The organism is Streptococcus sp. 116-D4 (assembly GCF_009731465.1).
GTDB lineage: Bacteria > Bacillota > Bacilli > Lactobacillales > Streptococcaceae > Streptococcus > Streptococcus pseudopneumoniae_E.
This window is the reverse complement of the sequence record NZ_AP021887.1, coordinates 78,612-101,104: the sequence shown is the minus strand read 5'-3', so window position 1 is coordinate 101,104 and position 22,493 is coordinate 78,612. Positions and strand designations below refer to the sequence as shown.

The window sequence follows — 22,493 nt, the reverse complement described above, 5'->3', positions numbered from 1 at the left end:
AGCAAAAAGCCCACTGTTGTAGGCTTTCTGTAAGATATTTCTTAAAATTAAAGCATTTTGTTGTAGAATTCAACGACAAGTGCTTCGTTGATTTCTGGGTTGATTTCGTCGCGTTCTGGCAAGCGAGTCAATGAACCTTCCAATTTTTCAGCGTCGAATGATACGAATGCTGGACGTCCAAGAGTAGCTTCTACTGCTTCAAGGATTGCTGGAACTTTCAATGATTTTTCACGAACTGAGATCACTTGACCTGGAGTTACGCGGTATGATGGGATATCAACGCGTTTTCCGTCAACAAGGATGTGACCGTGGTTTACGAATTGACGAGCTTGACGACGAGTAGTCGCAAGACCAAGGCGGTAAACAACGTTATCCAAACGACGTTCCAAAAGAAGCATGAAGTTGAAACCAAGGATTCCTTCTTTAATCTTAGTAGCTTGTACGAACAAGTTACGGAATTGTTTTTCACCTACACCGTAAGTGAAACGAAGTTTTTGTTTTTCAGCCAATTGCAAACCGTATTCTGACAATTTAGAACGGTTGTTTGGTCCGTGTTGTCCTGGTACGTAGTTACGACGTGCCAATTCTTTACCTGTACCTGTAAGTGAAAGGCCAAGGCGACGAGCTTGTTTCCAAGATGGTCCTGTATAACGTGACATCTGAATGTCCTCCTGATATAAATAATATTTCGGTGGAAATAGTCACTTAGAAAGCCCTGATTCGTGCAGATGCCCTTCGCCTAAACAGCCAAGGTTACTTATCATAAGACACCTGTTGACGAGCTTCATGCTTTCCTGCTGATATTTCACACAAAGTCTATTCTACCATGAATAGCTAGATTTGTAAAGGGGTTTTAAGCTTTATTTTCACTGCTAGAGAGATTGAGAACAAGGGTAAAGGTGCTTCCGAGACCGTACTGGCTGCTGACTGTGATTTCTCCACCTAATTGATGGGCCAATTCACGCGCAATCGCAAGTCCTAAGCCATGACCACCTGTTTTCATATTACGCGAAGTTTCAACACGATAAAGGCGTTTAAAAATACTCTCCAAATCCTCTGAAGCAATGCCCTGTCCCTCATCGGTCACACTGATTGAAAGCTGGTTATTTTCCAGCTTAGCCACCACTTCCAGTTTGGTTCCTGGTGCTGAGTATTTAAAAGCGTTATTGATCAGATTCACCAAGATACGAGAAAGCTTGGCATAATCTCCCTCAATCCGGGCAGACTCTGGGATTACCTGCAAATGGACATCACGCTCCTCCTGCTCAATCAAGAACTGAAATTCACTCATGCACTCAATTAAGAGCTGGTCAAGAAAGATGCTGTCCTTGCTGGTCGTTTCCACTTGATTTCTAGCTGTATTTAGAGTCAAAAAATTCAACTCCTCAACCAGTTTATTGAGTCTTTCCGCCTGACGCCCAATGGTTGCTAGATAATGATCCTGTTCTCCTTCCTTAATAACCCCATCCAAAATCCCTTCTACCGTCGCTTGAATCGAAGTAATGGGGGTCTTGATATCATGCGATAGCTGGGCAATCATCAAGCCCTTTTCTCGTTCGCTTTCTTCCAAGGAATCAAAGGTGGCCTGCAAATCATGGGACATTTCATTGAAAGCTTGCCCTAATTGCTGAAATTCTATAGGGCCTTGAACCTCCAGATTTGAAGGAAAATCCTTGTCCGCTACTCGCTTAGCATGTTCCTTAAGTTTGCCCAACGACGTAAATACCGGCGACAAGAGAAAAAGACTAATCCCAGCACCGACAAGGCTGGCAACAATAGTCATCCCAAGCAAAAAGTAAATCTCGCTTTTCGCAATCAGCATTTTTTGAACAGCCCAAAAAACCACGATAATCGTTAGGAGTGTTGAAATAATATACCCCACTAAAATATAACTTTTTAATTTCATTAACTACCTCGTGCTTTCTCAATTTTGTAGCCCAAGCCCCAGACTGTTTTGATGTTCGGTGTTTCTGTACTAGCATGTTTAGCCAACTCCTGTCGCAGAGCATGAATATGAACATTCAAAGTATTGGTATCATCCACATAGTCTTCCTGCCAGACCTTTTCATAGAGGTCTGTCTTAGAGAAAACTCGCTCTGGATTGCTAGCTAAAAGCCATAGAAGTTCGAAGGATTTGACGGTCAAATCAAGCGCCACATCTCCGACTTGGACCTCGTGACTACTGTGGTTCATCCGTAAATCCCCAAGACTGACGACTTCTGTCTCACCTCCACGATGAAGACGACGCAAGATATTGTGGACACGCAAAACTAGCTCACGTGGACTAAAGGGCTTGGCAATAAAATCATCTGCCCCTAGGCTTAGGCCGTAAATCTTGTCCTGCTCACTGGTCTTTGCCGTGATAAAGAGAAAAGGCTGATCCGGAGATTGATACTGAACTTCGCTAATCAAATCATAACCATCCATCCGAGGCATCATGATATCTGTAATAATCAAATCAATTGGTTTTCGCTTGAAGATTTCTAAGGCCTCTACTCCATCATGGGCCACCAAAACCTGATATCCTGCCTGAACCAGATAACGTTGATGAATATCTGTGATTTCTACCTCGTCGTCAACGAGTAAAATTGTCTTTCCCATCTGTATCTCCTTTGAAAAAAACAGTGCTATACTGCTTTAAGTATAACACTATTTTAATCTCTTTACGAACATTCTAAACGATATCTGGATTTTTCAAATCCTAGATAGAAAGTCTGTCACTAGACTAGTCATTTTCCTCTTTTTTAGCTTTCAAACCGAGTCCACCTAGCAGTCCAGCCAAGGCTAATCCAAAGAATCCAATAGTAGCCATTGATGTTTGAGCTTCACCAGTATATGGAAGCATGTCTTTTTGGTCTTTCATTTGATCAGACATCATTGGAGTTGACACCTTGTTAGTAGATGCCATCTTGCCTTCATCAGACATTTTGCTTGATGCTGCTGGAGCTTGATCTTGTTTCATGCTTGGTGTTGTCATAGGTTGGCTAGCATTCATAGTTTTGTCCTGCTCTTTGTTAGGCATCATCTTATCCTGACTAGCAGCTGGCGTTTTAGATTTCATTTCATCTTGATTGGCACTAGGCATTTGAGCGTTCATCTTAGACGCATCTTGATGACTATTCATCATTGGAGCCGGCATAGCTGAACCATTAGAAGATGGGGCGACACCTGATTGCATCGGAGTATGAGACTGATGTCCATTTAAGTTCACTGTCAAATCTTTTGTCGCTACAAGATTGCTCAAATCGGCCTTGCCGTCTTTGGCACCGTACACCTTGATAGTAGCTTTATAACTTTGAGTGCCATTTTGTTTCAAGAGGTCAAGTAGTTCTTTATCAGATTTACCTTGAGTACCTGCCAAGTCCACTTCATAGAAGTAAAGGCCTTTGCCCAATTTTTCTACTGGTGGAAGAGCTGGGTTTTTAGCTGAACCGTTGTCTGACCATGGAGCCTTGTCTGAAGCCTTCAAGATAAGGCGAGTTAACATACCATCACCAGCGAAGAATTCGTATGGAATGACTTGGTTGACACCAGCTGTAAATGGTCCAGGGAAGTTAGCTTTATCCAAGTAAGTAGCTGGAACATCTACTGTGTCTTTAGTATTGTCAGCCACACCTTTTTGCACTTCAGCTGGGGTAGTCAAGCCGTTTAAGTTGACATCCAAATCCTTAGTCGCTACGAGATTGCTCAAGTCTGCCTTACCATCTTTGGCACCGTACACTTTGATAGTTGCTTTATAGCTGTGAGTGCCGTTTTGTTTCAAGAGATCAAGCAATTCTTTATCTGATTTACCTTGAGTGCCTGCCAAGTCTACTTCATAGAAGTAGAGGCCTTTGCCCAATTTCTCTACTGGTGGAAGGGCTGGATTTTTAGCTGAGCCATTGTCTGACCATGGAGCTTTGTCTGATGCTTTCAAGATAAGGCGAGTTAACATACCGTCACCAGCGAAGAATTCGTATGGAATGACTTGGTTGACACCAGCTGTAAATGGACCAGGGAAGTTAGCTTTGTCCAAGTAAGCAGCTGGAACATCTACTGTGTCTTTAGTATTGTCAGCCACACCTTTTTGCACTTCAGCTGGAGTAGTTAGGCCATTCAAGTTGACATCCAAATCTTTTGTCGCTACGAGATTGCTCAAATCAGCCTTGCCGTCTTTGGCACCGTACACTTTGATGGTAGCTTTATAGCTTTGAGTGCCGTTTTGTTTCAAGAGGTCAAGTAGTTCTTTATCTGATTTACCTTGAGTACCTGCCAAGTCTACTTCATAGAAGTAAAGGCCTTTGCCCAATTTCTCTACTGGTGGAAGGGCTGGATTTTTAGCTGAGCCATTGTCTGACCATGGAGCCTTGTCTGAAGCCTTCAAGATCAGACGAGTCAACATACCGTCACCAGCGAAGAATTCGTATGGAATAACTTGGTTAACACCAGCTGTGAACGGTCCAGGGAAGTTAGCTTTATCCAAGTAAGTAGCTGGGACATCTACTGTGTCTTTAGTATTGTCAGCCACACCTTTTTGCACTTCAGCTGGAGTAGTTGCTGGTTGCGCTTCACTTGCTTCACGGTCTTGTCCAGCAACTGTAGCGGCAGGACTTTCCACAGGTTTAACCGCATCTTCTGTTTCTTTCTTAGATTCTGGTTTTGCTTGCGCTTCTTCTTTTGGTGCTACTACTGGGTCTTTAGCACCTGCATCTGCTTTTTCTGGAGAGCTTGTAGCATCCAAGCTTGCTTTAGGTGCTGATTCTGCCTGTTCTGAAGGAAGAGCTACATCGACTGCTTTTTTGAGAACCTCTGCTGGTAAGTCGTTCTTTTCACTCACCGAAGGTGCATCTGGCACAACTTGAGCAGGGGTTGGATTGACCACATCGGCACGTACAGAACTTGGTTGACCAACTAGTACAAAGAAGCCACTGGCCACAACAACTGAAGCAACACCGACACTAAGACGGCGAATAGACCAACGAGTGTATCTTTGATTTGGATTGAATTTCATAGGATTCTCCTTAGAGTTTTTCTTTATTTGATGACTCTAGTATAATCTCCTAAAATTAAAAAGGATTAAGAAAAAGTTAAAATTTTTCTTAAATCCATCTTATGAAATACTTATATTAATTAAATCCATAAACGGACTTGGTGATTTGATACACAACATTGGAAAGTTTGCGAGCTGGCAAAACTGAATGTTTGGTCAAACGGCTGAGCATGGTCTTACGGATAGCCTGAAAGACCTCTGGATTTTCCTGCTGAATATAGGTCCACAGCTCCCGTTTTTTTGCCAGATGCTCCGCTGTTCCTGCTCGGTTGAGCAGGGCACTAGAAATCACCGTCGTAATCTCAATATGATTCAACAGATATTCTCGCATTTTTGGATGACTCACTTGGGACAAATCAAGCTGGTCTACCAAGAGTCGATTGACCTTGAGTTGCTGGTCAATGCGCTTAATCATGACTTGCTCATTGACAGACTGGTCCTCACGCCCAATCAAATAACGATAGAAATCGACAGGCAAATAGTACATGGTCTTGACCTGCTGAAGGGGGGTAAAGACAAAGAGATTATCGACATAAAAGGTATGCTCAGGCAGTTGGAACTGGCTCGCTCGCAACAAATCTGTCCGATAAATCAGCGAGTGCATCATGATATACTGGCCTTTTGAGAAATTTCCAATCTGGTCCCAGCCAAAAATATGCTGGACGGGCAAGACTGATTCGTAACTCATACTCTTCTTACGAGACTGACCTTCCTTTTCATAGACAAAATTAGTCACAAAGGCGTCAACCTCTTGATCATCACTCTCAAGTTCCTGCAAGGTTTCAAGAATTTTTAAATAGGCACGAGGATCCACCCAGTCATCACTATCAACTACTTTAAAATATCGTCCAGAAGCCTCTGCCAAGCCACGATTGACCGCACCGCCATGGCCTTTATTTTCCTGATAGATGGCTCTAACGATGTTAGGATATTTGCTGGCTAAACGCTCAGCCATTTCCTGAGTCTGGTCCTGAGACCCATCATTGATAATCAAAATCTCAACTTGCTCACCACCAATCACTAGCGACTCCACACAGTAATGAAGATAGGCTGCGGCATTATAGCTAGGGATGGCGATAGACAATAACTTCATAATCTACTCCTTTAAGGGAATGATTTCTTCTTATACTCAATGAAAATCAAAGAGCAAACTAGGAAACTAGCCGCAGGTTGCTCAAAGCAGTGCTTTGAGGTTGCAGATAGAACTGACGAAGCCAGCTCAAAACACGGTTTTGAGGTTGTGAATAAGACTGACGAAGTCAGTTACCTATACCTATGATACCTACTGCAAGGCGACGTTGACATGGTTTGAAGAGATTTTCGAAGAGCATTACTCTCTCTTGTCACTTCTTTCTATTCTACCATAAAGTCCGGTTTTGGAAGGACTTTTACTAGAATACAAGGAGTTCTAGTCTCAATTGGAAAATAGGTTCCTCTCTATTTGCTATTTAGGACAGCAAAAAAGAGGGGTGCCCCTCCTTACGAATTTAATTCTGCCAAGTCATCTAGATACTGATTATTAATGACCGCCAAGATATAAACATCTGCCTTCAAGAGATCATTGGGGCCAAATTGAACATCCAGCGGTGAATTTTCGTGTTCACGAAATCCTAGGACATTGAGATTGTATTTGCCACGTAGATCTAGCTGGCTCAGACTTTGACCTGCCCAAACACTCGGAACTTTCATCTCCACGATAGACACATTTACATCCAGCTGAAAGACATCAACATTATTATGAAAGAGAATGGTCTGCGCTAGGGACTGCCCCATTTCATACTCTGGCGAGATCACCGAGTCGGCACCAATTTTTTCCAGCACCTTCTTGGCTGTCTGGCTTTTGACCTTGGCAATAACCCTTGGCACCCCCAAACTTTTACAATGCATGACTGCAAGCACACTTGACTCCAGGTTTTCTCCTGTCGCCACTACAACCGTATCACAGGTATCAATTCCTGCTGTTCTGAGGAGTTCCTCATCTGTAATATCGCCGACAACTCCACACGCCAAAACAGGTTCAAATTGATTGATGTGCTCTGCGTGGTCGTCAATGGCAATGATATTCATATCTTGCTTGGCTAGGGCCGTCAAGACACTACTCCCGAAAATCCCCAAACCTAAAATTCCAATCGTACGATCTGCCATCGTTCTTCCTTTCTTATCCAATACTAATATCTGCTTTCATATACTGAATCAAATCTTTCTTATCAGGCTGGTAATCCGCTAGACTAACCAACAAGGTCAAGGGACCGATACGGCCAATAAACATGAGCACCATAACAATGCTGAGAGCTAGCTTGCCCAATTCTGGCGTCAGATTTGCCGTTACCCCAACTGTCGCAAGAGAAGAAATGGTCTCAAACATGAGGTAGATAAATTGCGGTGTTCCTTCTGCCGTAATTCCCAACAACATCAAGCCCAACAAGAAGGTCATCAAAAAGATAATAAAGACACTAAAGGATTTTTGGACTATGCGAGCCTCGATGGTTCTCTGCGCAACATTGGTATGAGGCAAGCCCAACAACTCACTACGAGCAAAGACCAACAAAACAAAGAAAGTCGTAATCTTGAGCCCCCCAGCCGTTCCTCCAGGCGCCCCTCCCAGAAACATCTGTAGGATATAGATAAACAAGGTCACAGGCCTAGCTTGAGTGTAGTCAATAGAAGCAAAACCAGCTGTTCTCATGCTGACGGTTTGGAAAAAGCTGACCAACACTTTCTCTGGAACACTGAGATTGCCAATGGTTCCTGGATTGTGCCACTCCGTAAAGAGTGTGGATACCGTTCCAAACAGCAAGATCCCTGCAGTCAGGAAGAGAACCAACTTTGTGTGGAACCGCAGACGGCGTTTTTTCTTCTTGTCAAACTGGGTTGCCAAGTCAAACCAAACCATAAAGCCGAGACCACCCGTGATGATTAAGCCAGCAATGACCAGATTGATCAAGGGATCCGTCTGAAAAGCTACTAAACTACTACTGCCAAAATTATCAAAACCAGCATTACAAAAGGCTGAAATGGCTAAAAAGATAGAGGTGAAAACACCCCGTCCCCAGCCAAACTCAGGAATAAAACGGAAACTTAGCAGGAAGGCACCCAAGCCCTCCACCAGAAAAGTCGTCAAAAAGATAGACTGCATAAAGGCCTTCAGCGACCGAGTCTCCCCATAACTAAAACTCTCCTGAATGGTTTCACGACTGCGAAGACTGAGTTTTTGCTTCCCCTGAATATAAAAGACCCCGATAAAGGTCATAAGCCCCAGACCACCAATCTGTATCAAAAGCATACAAATCAACTGCCCCCAAACATTATAGGTAGTAGCTACCGGTTGCGTAAAAAGGCCGGTCACACAGACCATAGAAACCGTCGTAAAGAGATGGTCAAAATAAGTAGCCTGCGAACCACTCGCCTGGACAAGAGGCAAACTCAAAAGGAGAGAGCCTATAAAAATAACTCCAGCGAAACTTAACAAAATGCGACGAGCAGGCGAAAGTCCGCCAAAGACCCTTTCAAGTTTTTTCACAAATAATTTGAATAACATACATCCATTGTACCATAAAAAGAAGGAGAAGCGCTAGAACTGAGAGACTATCTCCAGGCAGAGTTCCAAGGCCTTCTCGAATGCCTCTGAACCCCAGTCACGACTATCGTACTGGTTCAAGTCCGCTAAGGAATCAGCTGTGAACAACAATTCTCCCCAGAGGACCCCACGCAGCTGGGCTACTGCCGCAAGCGCAGAGCACTCCATCTCCACAACAGCACAGCCTTCCTCCTTACGATAAGCAACCTTTTCAGCCGTTTCTCGGTAAAAACCGTCTGTGGTCCAAGTCATAACTTCCTCATAAGGAATCCCTCTGGCTTCCAAAACTTGCTCAATAGCAGCAATAGCCTCTGGCTGCATTTCCATATAACGAGAAGCTGCCACATAGTGATAACTAGCTCCTTCATCTCGCAGAGCACGAACAGGAACGAGAAAGACGTTTTCCTCTATATCAGCCAGTACACCACAGGTTCCGGTTGAAATAATCTGCTCCACACCGTAGCCAATCAACCAATCCATAAACTGGGCTGCTGGAGCTGAACCGACAGGAGCCTGAGCCAGACAAATCTCCTCGCCTTTGTAGTTCACGACATAGACTGGATAGGTCTTGGTGGCAGAAACGAATTTGCCCACACAGTCCGCCCCGACTTCCCCCGCATAGCGGTCAATCTCTTCACCTAAAAATGCATAGACACACTTCTTGGGCAAGTGCAAGTCCAGCCCCTCGTGATTGGGCATGATGACCGCCTGAGGATTGTCATCAAACTCTAAAATAGGAATCGCATGTTTCTGAATCATAGCCTACCTCCTCTAATTTTGTACTATTGTATCAAAAGATGGCAAAGTGTCAAGGAGGGGTCTGAGGAACTGAGGATAAAAAATATCAGTATTCTTGGAATTCTCAACACTCAGTGATTTCATAGATCATAAGGAATTAGAGTAAACATCACAAACATAGCCCCTCTGTAATTAAAATCTGCAGAGGGGTGTTATATATTAGTAGTTGTTGCTGATAACTGTTACCTTGAAAGAAAAGTATTTGTATCACACTCTATCTGAAAGTTATTATCAAATTTTTAAAAGATTAACTTCCAAGATGATCATTCACTATAAAGAGCTTCTAACTCCCTCTTTAAATATTCAGCCAGATGTTGATGAGCAAAGATGTCAGCATTCTGTTCCGCTGTAGGATTATAGTTTGTATTGGTATTTACATCATACACATAAATATCTCCGCTTTCTGATTGAACCCATTCTATCGCTGCCACATCAATATGAGCATTTTTAAGGAAGGCTTCATAAGCTTCTTTTTGAGATTCTGGTAAAGGTTCTGTAATTTGGAATTTTTCAGAAGTTTCCAGTTGTTCTGGCCTCTTACCAATTTGACAACCATCTGCTGGACAAAGTTGGAAACCATCTGAAGAATCAATTGAAACAGTATAAAGAAATTTCTGATTGATAAACTCTGAACGACGGATACGACCATCACTTGGTTTGATGTAGGCTTGTAACAAGGTAATCCCGTCTACTGAAGGTTCAAAAGCAGAACTATTAACATAAGCTTCTAGTTCTTCTTCATTTTGGAAAAGTTGAACTCCTAATCCCTTTCCTGCTCTATTATGCTTGGTAATCAAAGGATAGATATTCAATTTTCTTGCTGCTTCAATGATATTTTCCGGTCCCAAAACAGCAACTGTTGCTGGAGTCTCAATATCAGATTCATTTAATTTCAAATATTGTTTCACCTTACTGATTTCTAGGTTGATGGCTCCAGTTCCATTAATTACTTTACGTCCATGAGCCTCTAGCCATGTAAGCACCTGCTCCGTAAACTCTGGTGCATAGCGATGCCCTCTCGTATGAGAAGAGGCGGACATCCTATTATAAAAAATTCCTTGTGGAGGTGGGCTTTGAAGATCTAATATCCCACTCGATAAATCCCATAATTCATAAGGTACTTGTATTTTTTCTAACCATTTTACTAAATGCTGTGTCCATTCAATATTTTCATGAATCACATAAACTTTTGCGTTACTCATAACTCCTATCTCCTTTAAGAAAAGTTAACTGACAATTGATGTTGCTTGTCTTCCTCTAAACTATAACCTTCTGTTTTTTCAATGACACTGACCGCTAAGATTTGACCCAAAACATTGATCATTGTACGGCCAGCATTCACAAAGAAATCAACTGCAAAAATCAAGGCTACTCCTTCTACTGGCAATCCAAGCTGGGGTGCTGCTGCCAACAAAACTACGATAGCTCCTGATGGAACAGTAGCTGCAGTTTTCCCAATCAAGGTCAAAAGTAAAACTGTAAATAAGAGACTTGATAATGAAAATTGGATACCGTAAGCATGTGCGATAAAAACAGTGGCTACTGAAAAATAGACAGCTGCTCCTTCTAGATTAAAGGTATATCCTAAAGGGACAACCAAATCAATCGTATTCTCATCATGTCCCTGTTTCTTTAAATCCTTCAATAGGGACGGCAACACAACACTCGAACTACCTGAAATAAATGCTAGAGTCAAGAGGCTCCAATTTTCACGAAAAGCAGTCAAATATGGAACTTTAAAGATAAAGGCAATCAGAGGGAAAATAACTAAAATGAGAACTGCATAAGCCAAATAAGTTCCGATAACAAATTGACCAAGTCCAACTAACTTATCAATCCCTGTACTAGCGACATCTTTTGCAATAAAACCAAAGATTCCGACAGGAGATAATTTTACAATAACAGTTACAATTTTATAAATAGCTTCAATCCAGATCTGGAAACCTTCAAGAATTTTTTGGGTTTTATCACTCTTCAAGCTACCAATTCCATAACCAAGAAATATAGCAAAAACAATAATTGGAAGAAGAGAGCCTTCTGAAATTGACTTCACAATATTTGATGGAATAAAACTAAGTAAAAACTCACTCAATTGGATATTATTAGCTATCCCATCGACATTACCACCAGTTTGGCCAATATTCACACCTTGACCAAATCCCAAATAATAACTAGCAAATACAAATAATAAAGTAATCGCAGTTGTAACAGCAAAAAAGTAGAGTAAGGTCTTCGTTAAAATTTTACCAAACGATTTTTTTCCAATAACACTAGCCACTGCAACTACTATAATTGGAAATATCAGTGGAACAATGACCATGTTCACCAATTTAATAAACGCTTGTCCTAGAAATTGATAAAAACCTGCAAATTGTGGCCAGATTACTGCAACAATAACACCTAAAATCAAAGCTAGCAATAATTGCAAACCGAGTGAAAGTTTTGACCATAGATTAACTAATTTCATAAAATAACCTCTTTGCTTTTATTTGCTAATTATTCTACTACGAATCTTCTAGCTTGACTAATATATATTTTCTATTGTGACCATAAAAAAGATTTATGACAACATCTCAAAGTGTCCTCATATTTATTTCGCTATCCATTATGAATTTTTGTAAATATAGAAAAACATCACCATCTCAACTAATCAACAAGTGCACAATTCCATAATAGTAAAGAAGAGTGGCTCCACTACAATAAGACTGGAGAAAATAAAGTAAATCTTCCCACAACAAAACGCATAATATCAAGTTTTTCAACACCTGATATTATGCGTTTCTCTTATCTTAAAAACTTTTCGCCCAATCTCTTTATTTCACAGGTATCTCCTTAATCACGCGCGCAGGATTGCCGGCTAGGACAACGTTGTCGTCAAAGGACTTGGTAATTACAGCTCCTGCTCCAGCAACAACGTTATTGCCCAGTGTCACTCCAGGAAGGACAATGACACCACCTCCAGCCCAGAAATTGTCTCCAATAGTGATAGGCTTGCCGTACTCCACACCTGAATTACGTTCCTGCGGGTCCAGTGGATGGAGGGGAGTCAAGAACTGACAGTTGGGACCAATCATGGCATTGTCTCCGATGCGAATCGGACAAACATCCAGCATGGTCAAGTTCCAATTAGAATAAAAATTTTCCCCTAGATGGATATTAACCCCATAATCGACCACCAGGCGTGGATTGACATAGAGATTTTGCCCAGTTGACCCAAACCAAGTCTTGATAATCTCTGCCCCTTTCAAGGGATCTTCTTCCTTGTTAAAGGCAGCCTGTTTTTGGCGAGAAGCCTGAGCCAAGGCCCGCAATTCTGGGTCCGATGGACGGTAAACCTCTCCCGCTATCATTTTCTGGTATTCACTAGTCATTGTATTCTTCTCCTTATTTCCACTATCATATCAAATTTTCTACCTATTTGACTAGGATAAGGGCTACTTTCTACAATTTATGCTTTGATTTTCATCACATTCGGTCTATCTTGCTAAACGAATACGAGTCACGATTCCATCTGGGTCTGTGATTTCCAACTGGCTCGATGTTAGCCACTTGATTGGTGCATCAACTTCTTGTGCTCGCTGGGCAATCGATAACAGTCCTTCTTTACGAGCGACTTCAATGACATAATAGGCCAAACCTGACAAGCCTTGCTTACGCGAAGCTAGACCTTTTCCTCCCCATTCATTGACTGCCAAATGATGATGATAGTCCCCAGCTGCAATCCAACTAGCACTAGGTACACTAAATTTATCCTCTAGCCCTAACACCTTTTGATAAAACTGGCTAGACTTTCGACTATCCTTGACGGACAAATGGATATGCCCCATTCTCGTACCCTCTGCTAAAGTAAAGGGCTCTACTCTTTCCCCCAACTCATAGATATCCTGTGCCGCAAGGGCCTCAGTCACCCCGATAATGCGTCCATCTTCTCGAATATCCCATGTGGAAACCGGCTTATCTCGATAGAGTTCAATGCCGTTTCCCTCCAAATCTTCCAAATAAATAGCCTCGCTGTAACCATGGTCTGCACCGCCGACAAGAGGAATCTGTACATCTGTCAGGTGTTTCAAGACATCAGCCAAGGCCTTTCGCGTCGGCAAAAGAATGGCCAGATGGTAAAGGCCATAATGTTCCCTTACTTCTCCACTATCTTGTGCTTGAATAAGCTGTACCAAGGCTTTTCCACTAAGGCCTAGAACGGCCTCTGTCTCAGTTTGAGATAGGATTTCTAAACCAATAATCTGCTGATAAAAGGCTGTTTGGCTTGCCAAATCCTTTACATTTAAAACTGCCTCTGCCAAATAAATGTGGCTCTTGTATTCATAAGTCATAGGATGTTTCCTTTGTTGTAATTTTTATTATTACAACTATTATATAATTTCCATCAGGAAAGTCAAGCCAGACAACTTGAGGTCTCTATTCCAAGAAAAAGAGGTCAATGTTCACCATCAACCTCTTTCTTCTCGTTCATTATTTTTCCTAGGTAAGATGAATACTGTACCTATAACTGGCTATTTTCAGCCTAGTTTACCCATTCACCATTACCATTTACACGGTAACCATCGGGTGTTGTTGTGTTAACTGCCAAAGCTCCTGAACCATATGCGTAATACCAGTACTGGCCTACTTTAAACCAACCTGTCTTCATGACACCAGATTGATCCAAATAATACCATGTACCATTTTCCTTATACCAACCTGTCTTCATGACACCAGATTGATCCAGATAATACCAAGCACCATTTTCCTTATACCAGCCTGTCTTCATGACACCTGAGCCATCAAAGTAGAACCATCTGCTACCATCTGTTCCCCAGCCTGTAAACATCGCGCCAGAATTATCAAGGAAATACCATGCTCCATCAACTTCTACAAATCCAGTCTGCATGACACCTAAACCATTCAAGTAGTACCATTTGCCACCTGTTTTCACCCAGCCTGTCCTTACATCACCAGACTCATAAAAATACCAGTTTCCATTAGACTTCACCCAGCCAGACTGACTAGATGTTCTAAAGTCTTTCAGTGGTTTTTCTACAACTGTAGCTTTACTTTTAACTGTTGAAAGGTTTGATGCAGTCACTTCTGTATACTGAATAGCAGGACCATAGCCACCAGCCAATTCCTCTGAAGAAGCATCATCACCTAAAGCTAGAGAAATCGTTGCTACTTTTTGAGAACTAGCTGAATTTCTAAAGGCTGCAAGTCCCACATAGGTAAATTTAGAATTGATTAGAAGCTCATAATAACCTGTAAATTCTTTAGATGTTCCACCCTTCTTTTTCGCTACATAATTCGCCTTCTCAGCATGCCAGTTTTCAATTGCTTTTAGAAAACCTTCATAGTTCACATCTAAAGCTTCTCCTTTTATACTATTACTAGATGGAAAAGCAGTCCAGATTTCTTTCGTAGAAAGACGCTCAGGTTTCAGAGTTACTGACACCTCAGTAGCGCGTACAAAAGCAGTTTTCTCAAGATCAGTAGACCATTTGATCGGGACATACTGATCTACCAAACCTTCATCAGCTGCTTCCTTACGAATCTTATTAATCGCATCCAAAATAGCTTGTTTATCTGGGGTTAAAAATTCTCCCTTAATTCCAACTAAAACGTTGCCACTAGAAGGATTTAACACTTCTGAACTCAAAACATTTTCATTTCTACCATCAGCAGATTGTGTTGCCACCAATCTGTCATTCGCAAAAACATCATTTGTCAAAACTGCTCCAGCTAAAGTCAAAGCCAAAGCGCTAGCAAATACAATTTTCTTCATCTTTTCTCCTTTTATCCTTTAGATAGGACAGGTATTTTCAATATTAAATTATATCATATTTTTCTATTCTTTGCCCATTTCTACTAATGTTATAAGGTAAACACTACTGACTCCAAAAGTAGAAATTCCCATCCTTTTATTTCACAACAAGTTCATAACGTGTCTTACTGGTGAAGGTTTGACCAGCTTTAAGAATGACCTGGTCTTTGAGGTCGCTGTGAATGGCATCTGGTAAAGCCTGCGCTTCAAGGGCAATCCCATTATGCTGTACCATTGGCTGACCTCCTATGATGATACTCTCATCTACAAAGTTTGCTGTGTAGACTACAAAGCAAGGAGCCTCTGTCTTGAAGAGCAGGAAACGACCTGAGTTTTGGTCATAAAGAAAACCAGCATTGTCATGACCTGCAGGAAGGGCAAATGGATGATCCAAACCAGATACCAGCTGGATTTGCTCATCTTCCTCTGCAAAGATATCATTCAACAAGGCACCATTGTAGATGTGTTTGACCACATCACGATTGACATCTGGAGTTTTGGCCGGAACACCGTCGGGAGCAATTGGGTAAATACCCTCCGTGTTTAGTTGGAAGACATGACGGTCAATCGTCTGCGTGAAATCACCAGACAAGTTGAAATAGCTGTGGTTAGTTGGGTTGACCAGCGTATTCTGATCTGTCGTCACCTTGTAGCTAATTTCATAGGCACCAGTTTCTTCCAAGTGGTAACTGATCCAAATCTTGAGATTGCCAGGGAATCCTCCTGTCCCATCTGTACGCTCTGTGTAGAGTGTTAAGCCATGGTCACTCACTTCAACTAGTTCAAACAAGCTAGAATCCCAACCAGTTGAACCACTGTGGTTACAATTGCTAGCATTGTTGACTTCAAGGTCATAGGTCTTGCCATTAAGCTCAAAGGTCGCACCTGCAATACGGCCTGCCACAGGACCTACGCTCGCTCCATGCTTAGGACTATTGCCTACATAGCTATCAAAGTCATCAAATCCCAAGATAACATTGGCAAAATTTCCAGCCTTGTCAGGTGTGACATAGCGCAAGATAGTCGCACCATAAGTCATAATCTCAAGCTGGTAGCCACCGTTTGTCTCAAAGCGATAGGCCAAGACATCTTGTCCCTCAACATTTCCAAACACACGCTCTATGTATGCTTTCATTCTCTTCTCCTTTTACTATTTCTTTCAAGCAAACAAACCATAGAAAGCCTACTGACAATCTATGGTTTACTTGTATGATTTACAAACTCCTTTATCAAGAATCTATAAACGCAGTCTTACTTTTGATATTCGTGGATGATCACACCTTGTACCACACGGTTTACTGTACCTGTAGGGGACGGTGTATCTGGTTTATTTTCTACCTTGAGTGAAGTCAATAGGGCAAAGAGTTGGGCATAAACGATGTAAGGGAAGACACGGTAAATGTCATTCAAGACACCGCCACAACCAAGTGCCACTTCTTTGACATTTTCAAGACCAAAGGATTGATCACTCAAAAGCACAACACGGCGAGCAATGTGATCACCTGCAACTTCACGAACCAAGTCCAAGTCGTACTTACGAGTGTAATCTGTCGTTGTACCAAAGACCAAAACAACTGTATCTTCGTTGATAAGAGATTTTGGACCGTGACGGAAGCCAACTGGGCTTTCATACATAGTCGCAACTTGACCAGCAGTCAATTCCAAAATCTTGAGCTGAGCTTCATGAGCAAGTCCAAAGAAAGGACCAGCGCCTAGATAGATGACACGGTTAAAGTCTAGGTCAACCAATTCTTTGACATCTTCTGCATTGTCTAGAATTTTACGGGCAAGACTAGATACAACTTCAAAACGTTCAGCTTTCACAGCGAATTCTGTAGGATCAAAAACCAAGAGAGCTGTCAACATCATAGATGTAAAGCTAGAAGTCATGGCAAACCCAGCGTCATTAGAGGCAGCTGGTTGCAAGAGCAAAAGATTGCGGTCATCACCATGGGCTTGAAGAGCCAATTTACCGTCCGCTGCACAAGTAATCGTCACTTGATAAAGCTCATCCACCAAGGCTTTGGCCAAATCAACCGTCGCCACACTTTCAGGCGAATTTCCGCTACGAGCAAAGGATACAAGGACAGTCGCCACATCTTTTTTCAAATAAGTTTCTGGATTGGCAACGATATCTGTTGTCGCAATAGCATTGAAATTCCATTTGCGTTCGTCATAGACTTCCTTAAAGTAAGGTACCAAGGTATCTCCCACATAAGCAGAAGTCCCAGCACCTGTCAAGATAACCTTGATATAGTCGTGTTTATCAGCAATCCCTTGTAGGAAGGCTGCAATTTCTTCACGTTTTGCTTGATAAGATTCAAAAGCTTCTTTCCATACATCAGGCTGTTGGTAGATTTCACGTGTAGTGATTTCTGCACCCAATTCGAGCAAGTCTTCTTTTGTATAATGTAGCATTGAGTTCCTCTTTTTCTATCAAATATGGGAATGGGAGTAAGCCCCATTCCCATGAATATTCTATATAAAATGCTCTAACGATTTTCACGTTTTCACATCTTATTGAAATGAGTTCCAACTAAAATCTTTGGGAAAAAGACCGATTATCGTCGGAGCATCGCTCCATCCTCCTATCGCCTATTTTCCCTATGATTTTCACGTTGTCACATCTTATTCATCTTCGTCATCATCGAAGCCAGCTAACAGGTCATTAACTTTTACAATGCTTTCTGCAGCACGGTTCTTATAGTCTGCATCTGCGCCTGTCAGGCTAGCATTGATAAATTCAATCACCATTGGAAGATTCATCCCTGCGTAAAGGTCAATATCACGACCTTCCATAATCAAACGGCTGACCACGTTACATGGTGTTCCACCGAGAAGATCCGCAAAGACTAAGAAATCATCCAAACCTTCGATAGCAGCTTCAAATTTTGCAGTGAATTCTTCTGGGCCATCTTCTGGAAGAAGAGCTACTGTATAAATATTGTCTTGTGGACCCATGATCATTTCAGTGCTACCTTTAAGTTCTTCACAGAAACGACCATGGCTCACCAAAATTAATGATTTCGTCATAAATTATGCACCCATTCCAAGTACAAATTTACCAAAGGCAGAAAGAGCCAAGGCAAGCACGATAATGATACCGATAGCTTTAGTAGAGGTCATACCTTTCTTACCAAGCAACCAGAAGATAAAGGCAGTAAAGATTGCTGGAAGCAAGCGTGGGAAGATTGAGTTCAAGATGTCTTGGAAGTCAATCATCTTTTCACCGATTGGCCATTTGTAAGAAATTTCAAAGTTGATCATTGTTGCTACAAGAGCACCCATCATGAAGACACCAAGTACAGATGCAGCGTCAATCAAAGCTGTCAAGGTACTTTGCATGTTGTTGATAAGGTTAACCCCTTCTTTATAAGCAAATTCCAACTGTTTCCAACGGAAGATGTCATAAGCAACTGCAACTGCGATCCAAAAGAAGATCCCCCATGGTTGGCCTGCGATAGCCATAGTTGCTGCGATAGATCCCATAATAGCAGGTACAAGTGAACCAAAGATTGTATCTCCAAGAGGAGCAAATGGTCCCATCAAACCTGTCTTGATACCGTTAACGGCATCTTTTGCACCCACACCATCTTTTTCTTCCATGGCAAGGTCAAAACCAGCGATAATGGTATGGAAGAATGGTGAAGTGTTGAAGAATTGAGTATGAACTTTCATCATTTCTTTCAACTCAGGAGTTCCATCTCCATACATTTTACGCAATTGTGGCAAGATCATGTAAAGGTAACCTGATGCTTGCATACGTTCGTAGTTCCATCCCAATTGGAAAGTGAACAAGCTACGTTTGTTGATTTGATTAAAATCTTCTTTTGTTAATTTGTAATTAGAATTCGTCATCTTCAATTTCCCCACTTTCTGATGGTGTAGAAGGTGCTGCTACAGCTACTTTTTGGCTATTTTTGAAGTGAAGCACTGCAAGGAAGATCCCTACGATAGAGATACCGATCATAGACAAACCTTTAAAGTTGTTCACGAAACCAATTTTTTCAGCAACATCAGCAGGAAGAGTACCAAGGATACCAGCAACAGCGCCACCAAGACCTGTTACATATGAGTAAAGAACAGTCAACATAGCTGTCAAACCAAATCCCATAGCAAGGTAGTGAAGGTTACGTTTAACTGGAAGGTAACGAAGCAAGATTGCAAATCCAAGACCTGGAAGCATACGACCTGCAAGTGTCAAACCATCTGCAACCCATTTGTATTCTTCAACAAAGTCTACAACTGATTGTACGAAAGCACCACCAAAAGCAAGGGCGAAGAAGACTGGAAGGGCACGAGATAGAGCCCAAGGCACTGCACCAAGTAAGTAGTTGCGTTCAATACCTTTATAGTCAAAGCGTTCGATTGCAGCATCCACACGGTGAGCAAAGAAGGTAGTAGTCATACGACCAAGAACGTCGAAGTATGTCAAGAGAGCCGCTACTGGCACAGCGATTGTTGTAATCGCAAGTGCTGTATCAATTCCTTGTGAAACAGAGAAGGCTGTCGCAAGAACCGCACCAGAAGTTGCGTCGATACGAGAAGCACCACCGAAGGTACCAACCCCAAGAACGAACAGTTGCAAGTTACCACCGATAAGCAGACCAGTAGTCACATCTCCCATAATTAAACCAGTAATGAAACCAGCAAACACAGGGGAACCTGCAGATGAAACGATCGTCAACTCATCACAGATTTGATAAGCTGAGTACAAAGTGAGAAGTAAAATTTGCCACCATTGTATCATAACAATGACCTCCTAAAAATTTTTTCCTATTTTAATAAGCTCAAAAAGTCTGAAATTGGATCATTTGGAACCATTTGAGCAGTAAGTTTAACACCTTTTTCTGCCAATTTGCGGAAGTCTTCCACATCCTTGTCCACTACGTTGATAGAACGTGTGATGGCACGAGTTTCTGGTGTTTGAGACATATTCCCAACATTGAGGGTTTCAAGTGGTACACCTGCTTCGACCAAACCAAGGAAGCGGTCTGGTTTACGAGCAACGATAAAGAGACGTTGGCTATCGTATTTACCAGCAAGAATATTGGCTGCCGCTTTCTCAATTGGCAAAATACTCAATTTCACACCTGGTGGTGTCGCTAGTTTCAAACCACTCTTTTCAACGTCGTTGTTGACAACTTCGTCATCTACAACCATAATACGTGAAACATTTAGTTTTCCAGCCCATAGATTGGCTACTTGTCCGTGGATCAAACGTCCATCGATACGGCATCCTACAATTGTCATAAGTTTTCCCCCTTTATATGTTTTAGTATAGGTTTACGAGTTAAATGAATCTCTTCTTTATATTCACCTTCTGTTTCAAAGATAATGATGCGATTATCGCCTTCTTTGAGATAACTATGAGGAATATAAAGCGAGAGGGTTGGGCCGACGTTCCAAAAACGTCCTAGGTTCTGCCCATTGACAAAAGCAACTCCCTTACCAAACTCAGACAAGTCTAGGTAAGTATCTTTTGGCTCTTGGACTGTAAAGTCATAGGCGTAAAAGGCTGGTTGTCCTTCTGTCCATCCTTTTGAAAAATCAATTTTCTCAGGATTATCTAGTGGGAGTGGATAGTGTTTCCAGTTTAGTAAGAAGTGCAAATCCTTACAAACCCCTGTCCGAATTCCCTTACGTTGCGTATCTGCTAAGAACTTGTGTCCATAGTTGACACGCCCCATATTTTCTACCAAGATATCCAATCTAGATAGCGCTTTCTTTTTACCTTGATAAAAAATATCTTCCCCAATCTCTGTCTGATATTGGGTTTCGACCCACTGACCATCGACATAAAGCTGAGCCCTATCTCGACCATCAATGATACGAAGTCTTTCTTCTTCTGCATCCCAGTTTGTTTCTGTTCGATAGAGTAGATAGCCATAGCTTTGTCCCAACTCCTCCATCTTTTTAGGATAGAGGCTTTCTACTGGACTTGACAAGCTATCCAAGATTTCAAACAAGGAAACTTTTTCAACTAGTGGAATAGCATCCAACTCCATACTCTCTTTGTAGAGTGGTTCCAACTGCGGATACTCTGGAAAATATGTTGCCATCATCTTCTTGACTGCCAAATATTTGGCAGTTGGATTTCCTTCTTCATCCAGAAGAGCATCGTAATCATAAGATGTAACTTGTGGCAGGTCCAAGGTCCCTCGAGCTGAACAACCATTCATAAAACCAAAGTTTGTACCACCATGGAACATGTAAAGATTGATAGAGCCTTGCTCCAAAACCTCTCGAACAGCTTCTGCCAATTCCTCAGGTTCACGCTTGATGATTGGTTCTTTCCAACGGTTAAACCAGCCATCCCAAAACTCCATACACATGAGTGGCCATTTCTTACCATGCTCATCAAAGAATTCCTGCATCTGTGAAAAGTTGTAAGGCGCCTTAGAACCAAAGTTTCCTGTTACAAACAGGTCATCTTCGATTAAGGTTCCGGCTTTCAAAGTAGCTCGCCATGGGCCATCTGAAGTAAAGAGTGGACAATCAATTCCACGATCTTCCATCAATTTTCGAATCGCTTTTAGGTAAGATTTATCCTCTCCGTAAGAACCGTATTCGTTCTCGACTTGCATCATGAGAATATTTCCGCCATTGTCCAACAGACGAGGCACCAGTCTTGGTAATAATTGATCATAGTAACGACCAACTACCTCGATATATGCTCGATCAGATGAGCGAATTCGCATGTTCTTGGTCAAGAGCCAAGCTGGTAAACCACCAAATTCCCATTCCGCACAGATAAAAGGAGACGGACGCACAATTGCGTAGAGACCCAAGTCCTGCGCTATTTGGAGAAATTTCTCTAAATCCAGATTACCTTCAAAATTAAACTCCCCTTCAACAGGCTCGTGTAAATTCCATGCAACGTAAGTCTCGACTGTATTAAAGCCAAGCGCCTTTAAGTTGTAGAGCGAATGGTACCAATCCTCTGCTGGAATTCTAAAATAATGAATGGCTCCGGACAAAATCTTGAACGGTTTTCCATCTAAATAGAAATCGTCCTCAATTTTAAACCTTGTCATTTTTTTACCTCTGACTAACTGAGTTTGCGCTTTCATTTATTATAATATTAAATATAATCAAATTTTTTGCATTTGTCAATAGGTTTTGGAAGATTCTTTAAAATTTTTCCATTTTTTTACTTAGCTTTTACCGAAATTATCAAAAGTTCGCATGAAAGTGGCTATTTTAAAAATACAGAGAGTTATCCAATTATAAAATGGATTTTTTACACATATTATAATATTTTTAACCTATTATTG

Annotated in this window: 20 protein-coding genes; all 20 read right to left on the bottom strand. The window is 41.7% G+C overall.

The genetic code is table 11. The features are described from left to right. Positions 1-47 precede the first annotated feature (47 nt). Positions 48-659, bottom strand: coding sequence for a 30S ribosomal protein S4 (gene rpsD / locus UKS_RS00470; protein ID WP_008810013.1), 612 nt, complete (start codon positions 657-659; stop codon positions 48-50). A 194-nt stretch (positions 660-853) separates the two neighbouring features. Then, positions 854-1,906, bottom strand: coding sequence for a HAMP domain-containing sensor histidine kinase (locus UKS_RS00465; protein ID WP_156011358.1), 1,053 nt, complete (start codon positions 1,904-1,906; stop codon positions 854-856). Next, the gene (locus UKS_RS00460) at positions 1,906-2,601 is read right to left on the bottom strand and encodes a response regulator transcription factor (protein ID WP_117306180.1); all 696 of its coding nucleotides are present in this window, start codon (positions 2,599-2,601) and stop codon (positions 1,906-1,908) included. The genes UKS_RS00465 and UKS_RS00460 overlap by 1 nt, the downstream gene beginning before the upstream one ends. 124 nt (positions 2,602-2,725) lie before the next feature. Beyond that, positions 2,726-4,990, bottom strand: coding sequence for an SSURE domain-containing protein (locus UKS_RS00455; protein ID WP_156011357.1), 2,265 nt, complete (start codon positions 4,988-4,990; stop codon positions 2,726-2,728). A gap of 115 nt (positions 4,991-5,105) precedes the next feature. Further along, positions 5,106-6,122 (bottom strand): glycosyltransferase family 2 protein, encoded by a 1,017-nt coding sequence (locus UKS_RS00450; protein WP_156011356.1) that lies wholly within the window; start codon positions 6,120-6,122, stop codon positions 5,106-5,108. 386 nt (positions 6,123-6,508) lie between these two features. Beyond that, positions 6,509-7,174, bottom strand: a complete 666-nt coding sequence (locus UKS_RS00445; RefSeq protein ID WP_156011355.1) for a potassium channel family protein — start codon at positions 7,172-7,174, stop codon at positions 6,509-6,511. A 13-nt stretch (positions 7,175-7,187) separates the two neighbouring features. Beyond that, positions 7,188-8,567, bottom strand: a complete 1,380-nt coding sequence (locus UKS_RS00440) for a TrkH family potassium uptake protein (RefSeq protein WP_156011354.1) — start codon at positions 8,565-8,567, stop codon at positions 7,188-7,190. Between the two features lie 33 nt (positions 8,568-8,600). After that, the gene (locus UKS_RS00435) at positions 8,601-9,365 is read right to left on the bottom strand and encodes a nucleoside phosphorylase (RefSeq protein ID WP_049496965.1); all 765 of its coding nucleotides are present in this window, start codon (positions 9,363-9,365) and stop codon (positions 8,601-8,603) included. 302 nt (positions 9,366-9,667) lie between these two features. Then, on the bottom strand, positions 9,668-10,606 hold the full coding sequence (locus tag UKS_RS00430) for an ATP-grasp domain-containing protein (RefSeq protein ID WP_156011353.1): 939 nt from the start codon (positions 10,604-10,606) through the stop codon (positions 9,668-9,670). A 14-nt stretch (positions 10,607-10,620) separates the two neighbouring features. After that, positions 10,621-11,871, bottom strand: a complete 1,251-nt coding sequence (locus UKS_RS00425) for a dicarboxylate/amino acid:cation symporter (protein WP_156011352.1) — start codon at positions 11,869-11,871, stop codon at positions 10,621-10,623. Between the two features lie 346 nt (positions 11,872-12,217). Next, the gene (locus tag UKS_RS00420) at positions 12,218-12,775 is read right to left on the bottom strand and encodes a sugar O-acetyltransferase (RefSeq protein WP_156011351.1); all 558 of its coding nucleotides are present in this window, start codon (positions 12,773-12,775) and stop codon (positions 12,218-12,220) included. 105 nt (positions 12,776-12,880) lie between these two features. Next, on the bottom strand, positions 12,881-13,735 hold the full coding sequence (locus UKS_RS00415) for a VOC family protein (protein ID WP_156011350.1): 855 nt from the start codon (positions 13,733-13,735) through the stop codon (positions 12,881-12,883). 191 nt (positions 13,736-13,926) lie between these two features. Further along, positions 13,927-15,177, bottom strand: coding sequence for a CAP domain-containing protein (locus UKS_RS00410; RefSeq protein ID WP_156011349.1), 1,251 nt, complete (start codon positions 15,175-15,177; stop codon positions 13,927-13,929). Positions 15,178-15,313: 136 nt separating this feature from the next. After that, entirely contained in the window at positions 15,314-16,351 is a 1,038-nt protein-coding gene (locus UKS_RS00405) for an aldose epimerase family protein (protein WP_156011348.1), read from the bottom strand. Between the two features lie 116 nt (positions 16,352-16,467). Further along, positions 16,468-17,634, bottom strand: coding sequence for an SIS domain-containing protein (locus UKS_RS00400; protein ID WP_156011347.1), 1,167 nt, complete (start codon positions 17,632-17,634; stop codon positions 16,468-16,470). Positions 17,635-17,844: 210 nt separating this feature from the next. Then, positions 17,845-18,249 carry a PTS sugar transporter subunit IIA gene (locus tag UKS_RS00395; RefSeq protein ID WP_156011346.1) on the bottom strand — a complete coding sequence of 135 codons (405 nt, stop codon included), beginning with the start codon at positions 18,247-18,249 and terminating at the stop codon, positions 17,845-17,847. A gap of 3 nt (positions 18,250-18,252) precedes the next feature. Next, positions 18,253-19,074 (bottom strand): PTS system mannose/fructose/sorbose family transporter subunit IID, encoded by an 822-nt coding sequence (locus tag UKS_RS00390; RefSeq protein ID WP_156011345.1) that lies wholly within the window; start codon positions 19,072-19,074, stop codon positions 18,253-18,255. Further along, a complete protein-coding gene (locus UKS_RS00385) occupies positions 19,061-19,966 on the bottom strand; it encodes a PTS mannose/fructose/sorbose/N-acetylgalactosamine transporter subunit IIC (RefSeq protein WP_156011344.1) in 906 nt (301 codons plus the stop codon). The genes UKS_RS00390 and UKS_RS00385 overlap by 14 nt, the downstream gene beginning before the upstream one ends. Positions 19,967-19,992: 26 nt before the next feature. Beyond that, on the bottom strand, positions 19,993-20,469 hold the full coding sequence (locus UKS_RS00380; RefSeq protein ID WP_049496992.1) for a PTS sugar transporter subunit IIB: 477 nt from the start codon (positions 20,467-20,469) through the stop codon (positions 19,993-19,995). Beyond that, positions 20,466-22,253: a glycoside hydrolase family 35 protein gene (locus tag UKS_RS00375; protein WP_156011343.1), complete on the bottom strand. Its 1,788-nt coding sequence runs from the start codon at positions 22,251-22,253 to the stop codon at positions 20,466-20,468. Before UKS_RS00375 ends, UKS_RS00380 begins: the two co-directional genes overlap by 4 nt. Between the last annotated feature and the right edge of the window lie 240 nt (positions 22,254-22,493).

What these genes read in the sequence shown, in the direction of transcription:
- UKS_RS00420 (WP_156011351.1), bottom strand. Translation starts at nt 12,775, where the DNA reads ATGACTAGTGAATACCAGAAAATGATAGCGGGAGAGGTTTACCGTCCA.
- UKS_RS00390 (WP_156011345.1), bottom strand. Translation starts at nt 19,074, where the DNA reads ATGACGAATTCTAATTACAAATTAACAAAAGAAGATTTTAATCAAATC.
- UKS_RS00410 (WP_156011349.1), bottom strand. Translation starts at nt 15,177, where the DNA reads ATGAAGAAAATTGTATTTGCTAGCGCTTTGGCTTTGACTTTAGCTGGA.
- UKS_RS00465 (WP_156011358.1), bottom strand. Translation starts at nt 1,906, where the DNA reads ATGAAATTAAAAAGTTATATTTTAGTGGGGTATATTATTTCAACACTC.
- UKS_RS00450 (WP_156011356.1), bottom strand. Translation starts at nt 6,122, where the DNA reads ATGAAGTTATTGTCTATCGCCATCCCTAGCTATAATGCCGCAGCCTAT.
- UKS_RS00375 (WP_156011343.1), bottom strand. Translation starts at nt 22,253, where the DNA reads ATGACAAGGTTTAAAATTGAGGACGATTTCTATTTAGATGGAAAACCG.
- UKS_RS00385 (WP_156011344.1), bottom strand. Translation starts at nt 19,966, where the DNA reads ATGATACAATGGTGGCAAATTTTACTTCTCACTTTGTACTCAGCTTAT.
- UKS_RS00380 (WP_049496992.1), bottom strand. Translation starts at nt 20,469, where the DNA reads ATGACAATTGTAGGATGCCGTATCGATGGACGTTTGATCCACGGACAA.
- rpsD (WP_008810013.1), bottom strand. Translation starts at nt 659, where the DNA reads ATGTCACGTTATACAGGACCATCTTGGAAACAAGCTCGTCGCCTTGGC.
- UKS_RS00440 (WP_156011354.1), bottom strand. Translation starts at nt 8,567, where the DNA reads ATGTTATTCAAATTATTTGTGAAAAAACTTGAAAGGGTCTTTGGCGGA.
- UKS_RS00460 (WP_117306180.1), bottom strand. Translation starts at nt 2,601, where the DNA reads ATGGGAAAGACAATTTTACTCGTTGACGACGAGGTAGAAATCACAGAT.
- UKS_RS00400 (WP_156011347.1), bottom strand. Translation starts at nt 17,634, where the DNA reads ATGCTACATTATACAAAAGAAGACTTGCTCGAATTGGGTGCAGAAATC.
- UKS_RS00415 (WP_156011350.1), bottom strand. Translation starts at nt 13,735, where the DNA reads ATGACTTATGAATACAAGAGCCACATTTATTTGGCAGAGGCAGTTTTA.
- UKS_RS00405 (WP_156011348.1), bottom strand. Translation starts at nt 16,351, where the DNA reads ATGAAAGCATACATAGAGCGTGTGTTTGGAAATGTTGAGGGACAAGAT.
- UKS_RS00430 (WP_156011353.1), bottom strand. Translation starts at nt 10,606, where the DNA reads ATGAGTAACGCAAAAGTTTATGTGATTCATGAAAATATTGAATGGACA.
- UKS_RS00435 (WP_049496965.1), bottom strand. Translation starts at nt 9,365, where the DNA reads ATGATTCAGAAACATGCGATTCCTATTTTAGAGTTTGATGACAATCCT.
- UKS_RS00425 (WP_156011352.1), bottom strand. Translation starts at nt 11,871, where the DNA reads ATGAAATTAGTTAATCTATGGTCAAAACTTTCACTCGGTTTGCAATTA.
- UKS_RS00445 (WP_156011355.1), bottom strand. Translation starts at nt 7,174, where the DNA reads ATGGCAGATCGTACGATTGGAATTTTAGGTTTGGGGATTTTCGGGAGT.
- UKS_RS00395 (WP_156011346.1), bottom strand. Translation starts at nt 18,249, where the DNA reads ATGACGAAATCATTAATTTTGGTGAGCCATGGTCGTTTCTGTGAAGAA.
- UKS_RS00455 (WP_156011357.1), bottom strand. Translation starts at nt 4,990, where the DNA reads ATGAAATTCAATCCAAATCAAAGATACACTCGTTGGTCTATTCGCCGT.